Annotated in this window: 15 protein-coding genes; 10 read left to right on the plus strand and 5 right to left on the minus strand. The window is 73.2% G+C overall.

All coding sequences use genetic code 11. From position 1 onward, the window contains the following. Both I4I78_RS20510 and I4I78_RS20515 read right to left on the minus strand, forming a co-directional pair. A partial coding sequence (locus I4I78_RS20510) for a CaiB/BaiF CoA-transferase family protein (protein ID WP_218613064.1) occupies window positions 1-960 on the minus strand: 960 nt, incomplete at its 3' end. A 45-nt stretch (window positions 961-1,005) separates the two neighbouring features. Further along, a complete protein-coding gene (locus tag I4I78_RS20515) occupies window positions 1,006-1,809 on the minus strand; it encodes an IclR family transcriptional regulator (protein ID WP_218613065.1) in 804 nt (267 codons plus the stop codon). A 161-nt stretch (window positions 1,810-1,970) separates the two neighbouring features. Here I4I78_RS20515 and I4I78_RS20520 point away from each other — a divergent pair, with 161 nt between their 5' ends. The 8 genes from I4I78_RS20520 to I4I78_RS20555 all read left to right on the plus strand — a co-directional run bounded on the left by I4I78_RS20520 (window position 1,971) and on the right by I4I78_RS20555 (window position 9,445). Further along, the gene (locus I4I78_RS20520; RefSeq protein ID WP_308252248.1) at window positions 1,971-3,140 is read left to right on the plus strand and encodes an acyl-CoA dehydrogenase family protein; all 1,170 of its coding nucleotides are present in this window, start codon (window positions 1,971-1,973) and stop codon (window positions 3,138-3,140) included. Next, entirely contained in the window at window positions 3,140-4,519 is a 1,380-nt protein-coding gene (locus tag I4I78_RS20525; protein WP_218613066.1) for an NAD(P)/FAD-dependent oxidoreductase, read from the plus strand. Before I4I78_RS20520 ends, I4I78_RS20525 begins: the two co-directional genes overlap by 1 nt. An 11-nt stretch (window positions 4,520-4,530) precedes the next feature. Then, on the plus strand, window positions 4,531-5,688 hold the full coding sequence (locus tag I4I78_RS33895; RefSeq protein ID WP_218613067.1) for a hypothetical protein: 1,158 nt from the start codon (window positions 4,531-4,533) through the stop codon (window positions 5,686-5,688). Further along, the gene (locus I4I78_RS20535) at window positions 5,685-6,062 is read left to right on the plus strand and encodes a Zn-ribbon domain-containing OB-fold protein (RefSeq protein WP_218613068.1); all 378 of its coding nucleotides are present in this window, start codon (window positions 5,685-5,687) and stop codon (window positions 6,060-6,062) included. The genes I4I78_RS33895 and I4I78_RS20535 overlap by 4 nt, the downstream gene beginning before the upstream one ends. A gap of 44 nt (window positions 6,063-6,106) precedes the next feature. Continuing rightward, the gene (locus tag I4I78_RS20540; protein WP_218613069.1) at window positions 6,107-6,871 is read left to right on the plus strand and encodes a crotonase/enoyl-CoA hydratase family protein; all 765 of its coding nucleotides are present in this window, start codon (window positions 6,107-6,109) and stop codon (window positions 6,869-6,871) included. Between the two features lie 41 nt (window positions 6,872-6,912). Beyond that, entirely contained in the window at window positions 6,913-8,049 is a 1,137-nt protein-coding gene (locus I4I78_RS20545; protein ID WP_218613070.1) for a nitronate monooxygenase, read from the plus strand. Further along, the gene (locus I4I78_RS20550; RefSeq protein WP_218613071.1) at window positions 8,046-9,020 is read left to right on the plus strand and encodes an SMP-30/gluconolactonase/LRE family protein; all 975 of its coding nucleotides are present in this window, start codon (window positions 8,046-8,048) and stop codon (window positions 9,018-9,020) included. The genes I4I78_RS20545 and I4I78_RS20550 overlap by 4 nt, the downstream gene beginning before the upstream one ends. 107 nt (window positions 9,021-9,127) lie before the next feature. Then, window positions 9,128-9,445: a hypothetical protein gene (locus tag I4I78_RS20555; RefSeq protein WP_218613072.1), complete on the plus strand. Its 318-nt coding sequence runs from the start codon at window positions 9,128-9,130 to the stop codon at window positions 9,443-9,445. A gap of 68 nt (window positions 9,446-9,513) precedes the next feature. Here I4I78_RS20555 and I4I78_RS20560 read toward each other — a convergent pair whose 3' ends face one another. Both I4I78_RS20560 and I4I78_RS20565 read right to left on the minus strand, forming a co-directional pair. Continuing rightward, the gene (locus I4I78_RS20560) at window positions 9,514-10,323 is read right to left on the minus strand and encodes an Fpg/Nei family DNA glycosylase (protein WP_218613073.1); all 810 of its coding nucleotides are present in this window, start codon (window positions 10,321-10,323) and stop codon (window positions 9,514-9,516) included. Window positions 10,324-10,378: 55 nt separating this feature from the next. After that, complete coding sequence (locus I4I78_RS20565; protein ID WP_218613074.1) at window positions 10,379-10,843, minus strand: DoxX family protein; 465 nt, start codon at window positions 10,841-10,843, stop codon at window positions 10,379-10,381. A gap of 146 nt (window positions 10,844-10,989) precedes the next feature. Here I4I78_RS20565 and I4I78_RS20570 point away from each other — a divergent pair, with 146 nt between their 5' ends. Together I4I78_RS20570 and I4I78_RS20575 are read left to right on the plus strand one after the other, a co-directional pair. Next, window positions 10,990-12,243, plus strand: coding sequence for a threonine synthase (locus I4I78_RS20570; protein ID WP_218613075.1), 1,254 nt, complete (start codon window positions 10,990-10,992; stop codon window positions 12,241-12,243). Further along, window positions 12,240-13,808: an AbgT family transporter gene (locus I4I78_RS20575; protein WP_218613076.1), complete on the plus strand. Its 1,569-nt coding sequence runs from the start codon at window positions 12,240-12,242 to the stop codon at window positions 13,806-13,808. The genes I4I78_RS20570 and I4I78_RS20575 overlap by 4 nt, the downstream gene beginning before the upstream one ends. Window positions 13,809-14,100: 292 nt before the next feature. On the opposite strand, the gene I4I78_RS20580 is transcribed toward I4I78_RS20575, so the two are convergent. Beyond that, a complete protein-coding gene (locus I4I78_RS20580) occupies window positions 14,101-14,343 on the minus strand; it encodes a zinc ribbon domain-containing protein (protein ID WP_218613077.1) in 243 nt (80 codons plus the stop codon). Window positions 14,344-14,498: the final 155 nt, after the last annotated feature.

Raw genomic sequence — 14,498 nt, forward strand, 5'->3', positions numbered from 1 at the left:
GTGCGGGTGCGCGGGCGCCTCGCTCATCGTCAGCACCGGCGCGACGCAGGCGTCGGTGCCGTCGAACAGGGCGCACCACTCGTCACGGGTGCGGGTGCGGAACACCGCCGCGAGACGGTCGGTGGACTCCGGCCAGCGCTCGCGGTCCCACTGCGGCGGCAGGCCGTCGGCGTCCGGGCCGAGCCGGCGCAGCAGCTCGGCGTAGAACTGCGGCTCCATCGGCGCGACCGAGACGTGGCGGCCATCGGCGGTCTCGTAGACGTCGTAGAAGTGCGCGCCGCCGTCGTTCGGGTTCGACTCGTGCTCCTCGGTCCACGCGCCGCGCCCGAGCAGCTCGAACATCATCGTCATCAGGTAGGCCGAGCCGTCCACCATGGCGGCGTCGACGACCTGGCCGTGCCCGGAGCGGCCCGCCTCGACCAGTGCCGCGGCGATCCCCATGGCCAGCAGCATCCCGCCCCCGGCGAAGTCGCCGACGACGTTCAGCGGCGGCACCGGGCGCTCGCCGCGGCGACCGATCGGCGCCAGCGCGCCGGCCAGCGCGATGTAGTTGAGGTCGTGCCCGGCCGCCTGCGAGTACGGGCCGTCCTGGCCCCAACCGGTGAGCCGGCCGTAGACCAGGCGCGGGTTGGCCGCGAGACACTCGTCCGGGCCGAACCCGAGGCGCTCCATCACGCCGGGGCGGAACCCCTCGATCAGCGCGTCGGCGGAGGAGGCGAGCTCCGCGGCCACGGCGTGCCCGTCGGGAGACTTGAGGTCGATCCCGACCGACCGTCGTCCCCGGCCGAGGATCCCCTCGGTCAGGGTCGCCATCCCGGTCGGCGGGTCCGCGGAGGGCGGCCCGGGGATCCGGTCGATCCGCACCACGTCCGCCCCGAGGTCGCTGAGCACCATCCCGCAGAACGGTGCCGGTCCGATCCCGGCGAACTCGACGACCCGGACTCCTGCCAGCGGACCCATTCGGCCTCCTCGGTGTGGTCGTGCGCGGTTGTTCGGGCGGGGTGCTCAGCTCCCGGCGGCGGCGACGCCGGGCGGCTGGTCCTGGTGGCGGCCCAGCTCGCGTTCCATGGCCGCCGCGGTGGCCGAGGCCGCCTCGATCAGGCGGCGCTGGGAGTCCTCGGTGATCTGCGCCCGCAACGCCGAGATGTGCAGCGCGGCCACGACGCTGCCGTAGGCGTCGCGCACCGGGACCGCGAGCCCGACGACCCCGATGATCGCCTCCTCGCGGCTGATCGCGAACCCCTGCTCCCGAATCCGGTCGAGCTCACGTTCGAGGTCCGGAACCTCGGTCAGCGTGTGCTCGGTGAGCGCCGGGCGCGGGGCGTCGAGCAGCCTGCGGCGCAACGGCTCCTGCTCGGCGGCGAACAGCTTGCCGACCGACGTCGCGTGCAGGGACAGCGACTGCCCCAGGCGGATGTCGACGGTGACCGGACGCGACCCGGGGACGCGGTCGAGGTAGGTGACCCGGTGCCCGAGCCGCACCGCCAGGTAGATGTCCTCCCCGGTGGACCGGGCCAGGTCCTGCAGGTGCCGGCGTGCGATCGCCCGCACCTCCAGCCCGTCCGAGATCCGGATGCCCAGCCGCACCGCCCGCGGGCCGAGCGAGTAGCGCAGGTCCTCGGTCACGTTCACGACCTCGGCCGCGACCATGCGCTGGAGCAGGTTGTGGCTGCTGCTGATCGGCAGCCCGAGGCCCTTGCTGATCTCGGTGACCGTCATCCCGTCCGAGCGGCCGACCAGCAGCTCCAGGACCTCGAAGGTCCGGGAGTAGCGGTCCCGGCTCGCCACGGACCCGTTCTGTTCCGGCACTCGACCCCTCCCCGTCCGAACCCACGTCGCCGTCGATCATACGGCCAATCCTTCGAGATCCCGATCAGACTTTCGAGATTCGTTCGACCGGGCCTAGTGTGGGACAGGGCCAAGGCGCCGCACCTCCCGTGCGCCGACGACTGCCTCGGCAAAGGAGCCACGTGATCCCGAGGACAATCTTCTCCCCCGAGCACGATTTGTTCCGGGACACGGTGCGCCGGTTCGTCGCCGAGGAGGTCGTGCCGCACTACGCGGAGTGGGAGTCTGCCGGTGAGGTGCCCCGGGACGTGTGGCGCGCGGCCGGGAAGATCGGTCTGCTGTGCCCGATGGTGCCCGAGTCCGACGGCGGGCCCGGCGGGGACTTCCTGCACGGCGCCGTCGTCACCGAGGAGATGGCCCGCGTCGGTGCCGTCGCCCCGACGTTCTACCTGCAGAACGACATCGTCGCGCCCTACCTCGTGCACCACGGGACCACCGCGCAGAAGCAGCGGTTCCTGCCCGGGATGGCCTCCGGCGAGATCGTCGCCGCGGTCGGCATGTCCGAGCCCTCCGGCGGGAGCGACCTGGCCAACCTGCGCACCACCGCCCGTCTCGACGGCGACTCCTACGTCGTCAACGGGCAGAAGGTGTTCATCACCGGCGGGCACACCGCGGACCTGTTGGTCCTGGCCGTGCGCACCGGGGAGGCGCCGGGCGCGAAGGGTGTGAGCCTGCTGCTGGTCGAGACCGACCGCCCCGGCTACCACCGCGGCCGCACCCTGGACAAGATCGGCTGCAAGGCCCAGGACACCTCCGAGCTGTTCTTCGACGACCTGCGCGTGTCGGCGTCGAACCTGCTCGGCGAGTCCGGGCGCGGGTTCGGCGTTCTGATGAGCGAGCTCGCGCAGGAACGCCTGGTGCAGGCCGTGCGCGCGGTGTCGGCGTCCGAGGCCGCGCTGGAGTGGACGATCGACTACTGCGCCGACCGGGACATGTACGGCGGCACGCTCGCCGACATGCAGAACACCCGGTTCGTGCTCGCCCAGCTCCACGCCGACACGATGGCCCAGCGCGCGTTCGTCGACCGGGCCATGTCCCTGCACGTCGCCGGGGAACTGGACCCGGTCGACGCGGCCGCGGTCAAGCTGACCACCACCGGGCTGCAGGGCAGGGTGATGGACGAGTGCCTGCAGCTGTTCGGCGGCTGGGGCTACATGACCGAGTACCCGATCGCCCGCGCCTACGTCGACGCCCGGATGACCCGCGTCGGCGGCGGGTCCGCCGAGGTGATGAAGCACCTCATCGGCCGCGCGCTGTTCCGCGGCCGCACGCCCGAACGGAAGGCCCGCTGATGTCGTCCCCCACACCGCGCCACGTGGCCGTGATCGGCGCCGGCGCCGGCGGCCTGTCCGCGGCCCGGCACCTGCTCGAGGAGGGCCAGGAGGTGACGGTGTTCGAGCTGGGCTCGCACATCGGCGGCCTCTGGGTCTACGACAACGACAACGGCCTGGCCGCCGCCTACCGCTCGCTGCACATCAACTCCGAGCCTCGGGTCACCGCGTACCGGGGGTTCCCGTTCCCGGAGCGGGTCGGGCTGTTCCCCTCGCACCGCGACGTCGCCGAGTACCTGGGCTCGTTCGCCGACACCTACGACATCCGGCGCCGCATCCGGTTCCGCACCCGCGTCACCTCGGTCGAGCCGGAGGCGGGCGCCGGCGGCCGGTGGTGGGTACAGCACGAGGACGCCGACGACAGTGGTGACGGCGGGGCGACGGCCGAGCGGGAGCTGTTCGACGCCGTCGTCGTCGCGAGCGGACACCAGGGCGTGCCGTCGCACCCGGGCTGGGCGAAGAAGTTCGCCGGCCGCTACCTGCACTCGCACGACTACCGCGAGCCGGAGCCGTTCCGCGGGCAGCGGGTGCTGGTCGTCGGGGTCGGCAACAGCGGCCTCGACGTCGCCGCCGACGTCGCCCCGGACGCCGCGCACACGCTCGTCGCGGCCCGCTCGCCGGTGCTGATCATGCCGCGGATGGTGCTCGGCGTGCCGACCGCGCGGGTGCTCGGCGCGCTGAGCAAGCCGTGGATGCCCTGGCCGGTGCAACGCACGATCATGCGGACGATCAGCCGGGTCTTCCACGGCACGCCCGAGCAGTGGGGCATGCGCACGCCGCGCACCCGCACGCACCCGGCCAGCAACGCGACGTTCATGGCGCACGTGTCCTACCGGCGGATCACGATGCGGCCGGGAGTGTCCGACGTGGACGGACGCACCGTGCGTTTCGACGACGGCAGCACGGGTGAGGTGGACACGATCATCGCCGCGACCGGCTACGAGATCGACCTGCCGTTCCTGTCCGAGCAGGTCTCTCCGGTGCGCGAGCGTCGCCTGGAGGCCTACCAGCGGGTGGTGCATCCGGACCGTCCCGGCCTGTACTTCGTCGGGTTCTTCAACGTCAGCGGAGGAGCGAACATCTCCATGATGGACACCCAGTCGGCGTGGATGGCCGCGCTGGTCAGCGGGCGCTCGGCGCTGCCGTCGCCGTCGCGGATGCGCGCCGACGTCCGGCGCGAGCGCGCCCGCAACCAGCGCCGTTTCCCCGGCTCGCCGCGCTACGGCCTGGAGCTCGAACCCGCGCGGTACAAGAAGCGCATCGCGAAGGAGATCGACCGCAGTGGGGCACCGATACCGGTGACCGTTCCCGAGGAACGTGCCCAGGTCGGTGCCCAGTGACCCGTGACGGAGTGAGTCTTCACGACCGCGCCGCCGTCGTCGGCGTCGGCGAGACCTCGTACCTGCGCGGTTCGAAGGACAGCGCGCTGGCCCTGCAGCTGCAGGCCTCGCTGACCGCGATCCGCGACGCCGGGCTCGAGCCCGGCGACATCGACGGCGTCGTCCCGGTGGGGATCACCGGCGCCCCGGCCGAGGAGTACATCGCCAACTTCGGCCTGGTCGACCTGCGGTTCTCCGCCGTCGTTCCGCACGGTGGCGCCAGCGGGATCGGGGCGCTGCAGGCCGCGGCGGCCGCGGTGAACGCGGGGATCGCGAAGCACGTCCTCGTGCCGTCGGGGCGCAACGTGTCCTCCGGCGACAAGGCCGGCGTCCGGATCCACCAGATGCCGCAGTTCCGGTTGGTCACCGAGTTCGAGAAGCCCGCCGGGGCGATCGCGCCGGCCCAGCTCTACGCGCCGATGGCGCGGCGGCACATGGAGCTCTACGGCACCACGTCGCGCCAGTTCGCCGAGATCGCGGTGTCCACCCGGGAGCACGCGGGCATGCACGGCAACGCCGTGATGACCAAGCCGATCACGATCGACGACCACCAGTCGTCGCGGCTGATCGCCGACCCGTTCCGGCTGCTCGACTGCAGTCTGGAGTCCGACGGCGGCGCCGCGTTCGTGGTCAGCTCGCCGGAGCGGGCGCGGGACCTGGCGCAGCCTCCGGTGCACCTGGCCGGGATCGCGATGGGACACCCGGACTCCCCCAGCTCGATCACCCAGCGCCCGGACCTGACGAAGGTCGGGATCGCGAAGGCCGCGCCGATCGCGTGGGGCATGGCCGGACTCGGCCCGGACGACGTGGACGTCGCCGAGATCTACGACTGCTTCACCTACGTCGTGCTCTGCCAGCTCGAGGACATGGGATTCTGCGCCAAGGGCGAGGGCGGCGCGTTCGTCGAGGGCGGGCGGCTGCGCCTGGGCGGCGCGCTGCCCACGAACACCCACGGCGGTCTGCTCTCGCAGGGCCACATGCTGGGCATGAACCACATCGTGGAGGCGGTCCGGCAGCTGCGCGGCACCGCGGGGCGCGCGCAAGTGGACGGCGCGCAGGTCGCGATTGCGACCGGCTACGGCGACATGGGCGACGGCGGGCTCGCCGTCCTGACCAGGGGGTCACGATGACCGACGACCTGTCGACGGGCTACTGGGACGGCGCCCGCCGCGGCGTGCTGGTGCTGCAGCGCTGCACCGCGTGCGGGCACGTCCGGCACTACCCGACGCTGCTGTGCCCGGCCTGCCACTCCGACACCGTCGAGCCGCTGGAGGCCAGCGGGCGCGGCACGGTGCACAGCTGGACGGTCGCGCACCACGCGTTCGACCCGGCGTTCGCCGGGGAGCTGCCGTACACGCTGGTCACGATCGACGTCGAGGAGGGGCCGCGCGTCCTGGCCCGTCTCGAGCCGGACCCCGCCGACCTGCGGATCGACCAGCCGGTCACGATCGGCTTCGCCCCCGGAGCGGGCGGCACCCCCGTCCCCCTGGCGCGCCCGGCGTGACGAGCACCGACCGACGACCGACGAGAGGGGCGAGGGGCGAGATCATGTCCGACGCGGTCCTGGTGACCCACGACGACGGCCTGGTCACGATCACGATCAACCGTCCGGAGAAGCGCAACGCGATCAACGGGGCCGTCTCGGAGGGGGTGTGCGCCGCCGTCGACGAGCTCGACGCCCGCGACGACCTGCGGGTCGGCATCCTCACCGGTGCCGGCGGCACATTCTGCTCCGGGATGGACCTGGGCGCGTTCCTGCGCGGGGAGTCCACCCGCGTCGAGGGCCGCGGTCTGATGGGGATCGCGCTGACCCCGCCGACCAAGCCGCTGATCGCGGCCGTCGAGGGGTACGCCCTGGCCGGTGGGTTCGAGGCGATGCTGGCCTGCGACCTGGTCGTCGCCGCGCGGGACGCGACGTTCGGGCTGCCCGAGGCCAAGCGCGGCCTGGCCGCCGCGGCCGGCGGGCTGGTCCGGCTGCCGCGGCTGGTACCGCAGCGGATCGCGATGGAGATGGCCCTGACCGGCGACCACTACCCGGCCGAGCTGATGCACACCCACGGGCTGGTGAACCAGGTCGTCGAGCCCGGCGGCGCGATGGCGGCGGCGACGGCGCTGGCCCGGCGGATCATCGCGAACGCGCCGCTGTCGGTGGCCGCGTCCAAGCGCGTGATCACCGAGTCGCGGGACTGGCCGACCGATGAGATGTTCGCCCAGCAGGAGGCGGTCACCCGCCCGGTGCTCGACTCGGCGGACGCGCGCGAGGGCTCCGCGGCGTTCACGGAGAAGCGCCCCGCCCGGTGGGCCGGGAGGTAGCCGCCCGGTGATGACGGTTCGACGGAGCAGGAGGTAACGACGTGCAAACCCCGATCTGCGACCTGCTCGGCTGCGAGGTGCCGATCTTCGCGTTCTCGCACTGCCGCGACGTGGTCGCCGCGGTGACCCGGGCCGGGGGCTTCGGCGTGCTCGGCGCCTCCACCGGGTCGCCGGAGCAGCTGGAGGTCGAGCTGGCCTGGCTCGACGAGCACACCGGCGGGCGTCCCTACGGCGTCGACGTGATCGTCCCCAGCACCTACGACGAGCGCGCCGAGGTGCCGCCCGCCGAGCTGGAGGCCATGATCCCGGACGGGCACCGGGCGTTCCAGGACCGGCTGCTGACCGAGGCCGGGGTGCCCGAGCTGCCTGACGACGAGCGGGCGAGGCTGCGTGCGGAGCTGGCCGCGGGGCGCGGCGGGATGACCCCGGACGGCGCGCGACGGCTGGTGAAGGTCGCGCTCGCGCACCCCTCGGTGCGGATGGTCGTCAGCGCGCTGGGAGCACCGCCGCCGGACGTCGTGGAGGACCTGAAGGCGCACGATGTCGTCGTCGGGGCGTTGTGCGGCAAGGCATCGCACGCGCGCCGGCAGATCGAGGCCGGGGTGCAGGTCGTCGTCGCGCAGGGCACCGAGGCCGGCGGGCACACCGGCGAGATCTCGACGATGGTGCTCGTCCCCGAGGTGGTCGCGGTCGCCGATGGGCGCGCGGCGGTGCTGGCCGCGGGCGGGATCAGCCACGGCAGCCAGATCGCGGCGGCGCTGGCCATGGGCGCCGACGGCGTCTGGTGCGGCACGATCTGGCTCGGCACACGGGAGTCCGAGCTCGACGACTTCGAGCGGGCCGCGCTCTACGCCACCCCGACCGAGGGCACCGCGCGCCGCCGCGCCCGCACCGGCAAGACCGTGCGGATGACCCGCAGCGAGCTGTCCGAGGCGTGGGAGCGGCCCGGTGCACCGGGCTATCTGCCGACCCCGCTGCAGGGAGTGCTCTACAACGAGGCGCACGCGCGGGTCGTCCGCGCCCGCCGGGGCGACCTGTGGTCGTTCCCGGCCGGGCAGTCGGTGGGCGCGGTGACCGGCGAGACGGGAGTCGCCGACGTCATGTACCGGCTGCAGTCCGAGTACGGCGAGGCCGTCGAACGCCTCGCCGCCGTCAACGACCGGGAGGACCTTTCATGAACCAGGTGAGCGCCGACGACCTGAGCTCGCTCGGGCACGATCTGCGCCGGCCGGAGTCGGTGCTCGCCACCGCCGCCGGCGACCTGTTCACCAGCAACGCCGCAGGCGGGGTCAGCCACCTGCACCCCGACGGCAGCCACTCGCAGTACCTCGGGCAGACCGACGACCTGTCCGACATCGTGCACCCGAACGGCATCACGCTCGAGCCCGACGGGTCGTTCCTGCTCGCGCACCTCGGGCAGACCGAGGGCGGGGTGTTCCGCCTGCACCGCGACGGCACGCTGGTCCCGGAGCTGCGCGAGGTCGAGGGCACTGAGTTGCCGCCGACCAACCACGTCATCCGCGACGCGCAGGGCCGGATGTGGGTCACGGTCTCGACGACGATGTCCCCGCGCGACACCGACTTCCGCCCGGACGCGCACCGCGGCTACGTCGTGCTCGACGACGGCCGGGGCGCCCGTGTCGTCGCCGAGGGCCTGGGCTTCACCAACGAGTGCTGCCCGTCGCAGGACGGGCGCTGGCTCTACGTCAACGAGACGTTCACCCGCCGCACCTCCCGGTTCCCCGTCTCCGAGGACGGCGTGCTCGGTGACAAGGAGGTGATCGCCGAGTTCGGCCCCGGCGAGTTCCCGGACGGTCTCGCGCTCGACGTCGACGGCGGTGTCTGGGTGGTGTGCGTGGTGTCCAACCGGGTCCTGCGGATCGCCCCGGACGGCAAGGTCGGGACCTGGCTCGACGCCGGGTCGCAGGCCCACGTCGATTCCGTCGAGCCGATCTACCTCGCCGGGGACATGCGTGCCGACCAGATCGCCGGGCGCGGCGAGTCGGTGCTCGGGCAGGTGTCGTCGCTGGCGTTCGGCGGGCCGGACCGGCGCACGGTGTACCTGGGCTCGCTGCGCAACGAGCACATCCTGCACGCCCCGTCGACGGTCGCCGGGGTCGAGCCGCCGCATTGGCGGTTCGGCGGCTGAGAACGGGCGGGACCCGGACGGATTCTCAGACGCTTCTCAGCGATTTGTCCGATTCATCCGCTTTACTGGTGGTGCGACGGTCAGTTCCGACGACCCGGAGACCCACCATGAGCGCCACGCAGGCACCGGAGCCCGAGGGCGGCCCCGACCGCGACCGCGAGGTGCTCGACCGGATCGCCGGCTACGAGAACGGGGCGGACCCCGCGTTCGTCGCCCGCCTCCGTGCGCCGGTCACCGCCCCGGGCGGTGGGCTCGGCCTCGACCGGATCATCCAGATCGTGGTGCTCCTCGGCCTGCTGGCCCTGATCCTGCCCGGACCGTGGCCGATGGTGGCCGCGCTGCTGGCAGGCCCCACCGTTGCCGCGCTGTTCGGGCTGCGCACCGCACGCCGCGCCGCCCGCACCATGAAGCCCCCCGCCGCCTGACCGGCACGAACGGGGCTCTCGTCCACCCCCGCCGCACGAGCGGGGCTCTCGCGCGGGCGGACTCGAGCTCAGGCCGCCTGGCAACCCGGGCACCAGAACAGGTTGCGGGCCCGGTGCTCCGCGCGCGCGATCGGCGTGCCGCAGACCAGGCAGGGCCGGCCGGTGCGCCGGTAGGCGTAGACGACGCTCGCGCAGACCGCGCCCGCGTCCGGTTTCTCCAGCAGGGCCGGGTCGTGCTCGGGGCGCAGCGTCTCGATCCGCCCGGCCCGCTCGCCGTCGCGGAGCATCTCCGACAGGTCCGCCCACAACGCGTCGAAGCGTTCCCGGCCCAGCTCGCGGCCGGGCAGCATCGGGTCCAGGCCGGTGCGGAACAGCGTCTCGGCGCGGAACACGTTGCCCAGCCCGGCGATCACCGACTGGTCCATCAGCAAGGTCGCCAGCGGGGACCGCGAGCGCGAGATCCGCGCCCACACGCGGTCCGGGTCGGCGTCGTCGCTCAGCGGGTCCTCACCCAGGCGCGCCCGCAGTGCCTTCACCTCGACGTCGTCGAGCAGATCGCAGGCGCTCGGGCCGCGCAGGTCCGCGTAGTGCGTGTCGCCGACGATCCGCATCCGGACCTGCCCGCGCGGCGGTTGGACGGGGACCTTCCGGTTGCCGAACCAGCCCCACAGGCCCAGGTGCACGTGCACGACCAGGTCCGGCCCGTAGACCTGGAACAGGTGCTTGCCGTGCGCCTCGACGCGTTCGAGCACCCGCCCGTCGACGATCTCGGCGCCGGTGGCGAAGCGGCCCTGCGGGCTCGACACGCGCACCGGGCGCCCCGCGAAACGGCGCCGCTGCAGGCGGGCCATGCGGTGCACGGTGTGACCTTCGGGCATCGATCCAGCGTGCCCGCGGCGGCCCCGATCCGCGCGCCGAGCATCCGTGGCGGGCTCAGGCCCGGTGGCTGCCGGCGCTCACCGGGGCCCGGTCGGTGGTGGTGCCGTCGCGCCGGCCGGCGATCAGGTGGTCGATCGAGAACCGGCCCGCGCCGGCCGCGGCGAGCGCCAGTGCGCCGATCCCGATCACCCCGACCAGCTCCCAACCGCCCTGGTCGACGAAGATCCCCTGCCCGAAGTGCGCGAACGCCCCGGCCCCGACCATCGTGGCGACCACGAACAACGCGACCACCGGCGTGAACGCGCCGGCGATCAGCAGCACCCCACCGAGCAGCTCGACGCCCATCGTGAACGCCGCCGCGACGCCCGGCAGCGGGATCCCCATCCCGGCGAAGCCCTCCGCCACCGAGCCCACCCCGCGACCGAGCTTCTGCGCGCCGTGCGCGATCAGCACCACGCCGAGCACGAGGCGGGCGACGACCAGGGCGATGTCGGACAGGGGGGAGCGAAGGGAGCGCATCCGGTGGGACCTCCGAGGTCGTTGAACCTTCATCCGTCCGGGTCAGTTTAGGCGAGGGCGGCGAAACGGACGATCCCGGCGCCCCGGGCGGTCGGTCACACCGGCCCGAGTTGCCGATCCGCGCGCGGCGGGATTGCCTTCCACGCGTGGCTGCCTCCCGCGCGTACTCGACCTCCCGGTATTCGACGCTGTCCCACCTCGAATGCTCCCGCGACGGCTCCCGGCACGACGCCGACGTCGTGCAGGGCACCTCGCCCGCCGGCGCCCCGCTGCTCGCCCGCTACGACCTCGAGCGCGTCGCGGCGACCGTCTCCCCCGCCGACATCGCGACCCGCGCACCGGACCTGTGGCGCTACCACGAGCTGCTGCCGGTCCGGGACCCCGCGCGCGTCGTGACGCTCGGCGAGGGCATGACGCCGCTGCTCGACCTGCCGCGCGCCGGCGCCCGCCTCGGCGTCCCGGGCCTGCGGATGAAGGATGAGGGCCTCGTCCCGACCGGCGCGTTCAAGGCGCGCGGGGCCGCCGTCGGGGTGTCGCGGGCCGCCGAGCTCGGCGTGCGCGCGGTCGCGATGCCGACCAACGGCAACGCCGGCGCGGCCTGGGCGTCGTACGCGGCACGGGCCGGGATGGGCTCGCTGATCGCGATGCCGGTGGACGCACCGGAGATCACCCGACGCGAGTGCGTCGTCGCCGGGACCGAGCTCTACCTGGTCGACGGCCTGATCGGCGACGCCGGGAACCTCGTCGCCGATGCGGTGCGCCGCCGCGAGGGCTACCAGGACACCTCGACGCTGCGCGAGCCGTACCGGATCGAGGGCAAGAAGACGATGGGCTACGAGATCGTCGAGCAGCTCGGCTGGCGTGCTCCGGACGTCATCCTCTACCCGACCGGCGGCGGCGTCGGGATCATCGCGATCCACAAGGCCCTGCAGGAGATGCGCGAGCTGGGCTGGCTGACCGGGCCGATGCCGCGCCTGGTCGCGGTGCAGGCCACCGGCTGCGCCCCGATCGTCGACGCGTTCGACGCCGGCCTGTCGGAGTCCACCGCGCCCGCCGACGCGCACACCGTCGCGTTCGGGATCACGGTGCCGAAGGCGCTGGGCGACTTCCTGGTGCTCGACGCCGTCCGCGACACCGGCGGCACCGCGATCGCCGTGACCGACGAGGAGCTGCTCGCCGCGCAGCACGCGCTGGCCCGCGACGAGGGCACCTGGATCTGCCCGGAGGGCGGCGCGTGCTTCGCCGCGGTCGGGCAGCTGCGCGAGTCCGGCTGGCTCGACGGGTCCGAGAACGTGGTCGTGCTCAACACCGGCACCGGGCTGATCTACCCGGACACCGTCGCCGTGGACGTCCCGACGCTGCCGGTCGACGGCCGCATCCCCGGCGGGGACGAGACGTGACGAGCGCCGGGGAGGACGAGCGCCGGAGCCGGACGATCGGGCTGGTCGAGCGGGTCGGCAACCGCGTCCCGCACCCGTTCTACCTGTTCTGGTACCTGCTGATCCTCGTCGGCGTGGCGAGCGCGGTGCTCGCCGCGACCGGCGCGTCCGCCCGGCTCCCCGGCGCGCCCGCGGCCGAGCCGGTGCGCAACATCCTGTCGGTGGGCGGCCTGCAGCACCTGCTCACCACGATGGTCGACAACTTCATCGGCTTCCCGCCGCTGGGTGTCGTGCTCGCGGTGCTGCTCGGTGTCGGGGTGGCCGAGCGGACGGGGTTCCTGCGCACCGTCGTCGCCGCGACGCTGGCGAAGGTGCCGGCCCGGCTGATGCCCTTCGCCGTCGTCTATGTCGCCGGGCAGGGCCACTTCATGGGCGACGCGGCGATGGTCATCCTGCCGCCGCTGGCCGCGCTGGCGTTCCGGTCGGTCGGGCGGCACCCGGTGGCCGGGGCGCTCGGCGCGTTCGCGGCGACGTCGGTCGGCTACGGCTCCGGGCTGATCGTCGGCGCGCTGGACGCGAACCTGGCGGCGCTGTCGGAGAAGGTGCTCCCGCCGGGCACACCGCCCGGAGTGGAGACCTCGGTCCTGATGAACTACTACATCCAGGTCGTCGCCGCGCTGGTCATCCCGGCCGTGGTCGGGTGGATCCTGGTCCGCTACGTCGAGCCCGGCCTGGCGCCGTTCCGTCCGGAGCCCACCGACGTCCCCGGGGACGGCTCCGGCCCCGGCTCCGGCTCTGCGGACGAGCAGGACGCCACCGTCACCCCCGTCCAGCGGCGCGCGCTGAAGATCGCGCTGCTGGCCACGCTGGGGTTCGTGGTCCTCGTCGTGGCCTGCTGGCTGGTCCCCGGCGGGCCGCTGCAGGGCGACGACGGTGCGCTTGTCGACTCGCCGTTCTTCGACGCCATCGTGCCCCTGATCATGATGAGCTTCCTGGTCGTGGGCATCACCTACGGCGCGCTGACCGGAGTGGTCACCGAGGCCGCGGACGTGCCGAAGCTGATGGCGCAGGCGCTGGCCCCGATGCTCGGGTTCGTCGTGCTCGCGTTCTCGGCCGGGCAGTTCATCGAGATGTTCTCGTGGAGCCGGGTCGGGACGTGGCTCGCAGTGGAGGGCTCGTCCGGGCTGCGCGGCGCCGGCCTGGACGGCTTCCCGGCGCTGATGATCGCGCTCGTGCTGTGCTCGGTGATGGCGATGCTGATCTTCTCCGGTGCGTCGCTGTGGGCGGTGCTCGCGCCGGTGCTGATCCCGGTGTTCGTCGGGCTCGGGCTGCACCCGGCCGTCATCCAGGCGACGTACCGGATCGGCGACTCGATCACCAACCCGATCTCCCCGCTGAACCCGTACCTCTACGTGCTGCTGTCCACCACGCAGCGCTACGACAGCCGGTTCACCCTGGGCATGCTGTTCTCCCGGATGGCGCTGTTCGTGGTGCCGGTGACGGTGCTGTGGGTGGGCATCCTGGCGTTGTTCTACTTCACCGGGACGCCGATGGGTCCGGGGACGACGATCGGCATCGGCGGGTAGGGCGTGCTCAGCTACGCAAACGAGTGCCCGTCGAGCCCGAGGTCGGGCACCGGATCGGCCGACACCTCGTCGAGCGACCGGGCCCCACGCGCGGCGGCCTCCTCACACGTCATAGGCCGTCCGGCCAGACGACGCGGGGCCCAGGTCGACGGCCTCGGTCTTCGTCGCCAGGCGGTACCGCCGCATGACGACCCGCCAGCACCTCGTCATCGATGTCGACGTTCGTCCGCATACACCAGCTCTACACCGGCTGCACAATCTCTACACCGCGAACGGGTGCTGTCGACCCATGTCAGGCCGACACGTCGGCGCCGAGACTCCTGGCCTCGTCACGGGCGATCCGCCGCGACGTCCCGCACGCCGGGCACCGCGTCTCGAGCCGGCTGCGCAGCGGCAGGACCGGCACGAAGAACAGCGTGAACCGGGTCCGGCGCCGGACGAGGGACTGCGGACCGGGATGCCCGCACACCGCACAGACCAGGGAGACGAGGCCGAGCGGCCACTCCTTCCGGGACAGTCCGAAGATGACGAGCATCAGGTGACCACTTCGTCCGGGTTCGTCCCGGTTCGGTTCGCCATGACCCGAGTGTGCCTGACCGCGGGCGCCGGCGTCCGTCGACGCCGCGGCGCCCGGCCCGGTCAGAACCGCCCGCCGCCACCACGCCGTCCGCGGGTGGCCGAGCCGCCGAA

The organism is Pseudonocardia sp. KRD291 (assembly GCF_019263595.1).
GTDB lineage: Bacteria > Actinomycetota > Actinomycetes > Mycobacteriales > Pseudonocardiaceae > Pseudonocardia.

Excerpts from the sequence above, each read along its gene's own strand:
- I4I78_RS20525 (WP_218613066.1), top strand. The coding sequence starts at position 3,140 with ATGTCGTCCCCCACACCGCGCCACGTGGCCGTGATCGGCGCCGGCGCC.
- I4I78_RS20550 (WP_218613071.1), top strand. The coding sequence starts at position 8,046 with ATGAACCAGGTGAGCGCCGACGACCTGAGCTCGCTCGGGCACGATCTG.
- I4I78_RS20555 (WP_218613072.1), top strand. The coding sequence starts at position 9,128 with ATGAGCGCCACGCAGGCACCGGAGCCCGAGGGCGGCCCCGACCGCGAC.
- I4I78_RS20535 (WP_218613068.1), top strand. The coding sequence starts at position 5,685 with ATGACCGACGACCTGTCGACGGGCTACTGGGACGGCGCCCGCCGCGGC.
- I4I78_RS20560 (WP_218613073.1), bottom strand. The coding sequence starts at position 10,323 with ATGCCCGAAGGTCACACCGTGCACCGCATGGCCCGCCTGCAGCGGCGC.
- I4I78_RS20580 (WP_218613077.1), bottom strand. The coding sequence starts at position 14,343 with ATGCTCGTCATCTTCGGACTGTCCCGGAAGGAGTGGCCGCTCGGCCTC.
- I4I78_RS20540 (WP_218613069.1), top strand. The coding sequence starts at position 6,107 with ATGTCCGACGCGGTCCTGGTGACCCACGACGACGGCCTGGTCACGATC.
- I4I78_RS20565 (WP_218613074.1), bottom strand. The coding sequence starts at position 10,843 with ATGCGCTCCCTTCGCTCCCCCCTGTCCGACATCGCCCTGGTCGTCGCC.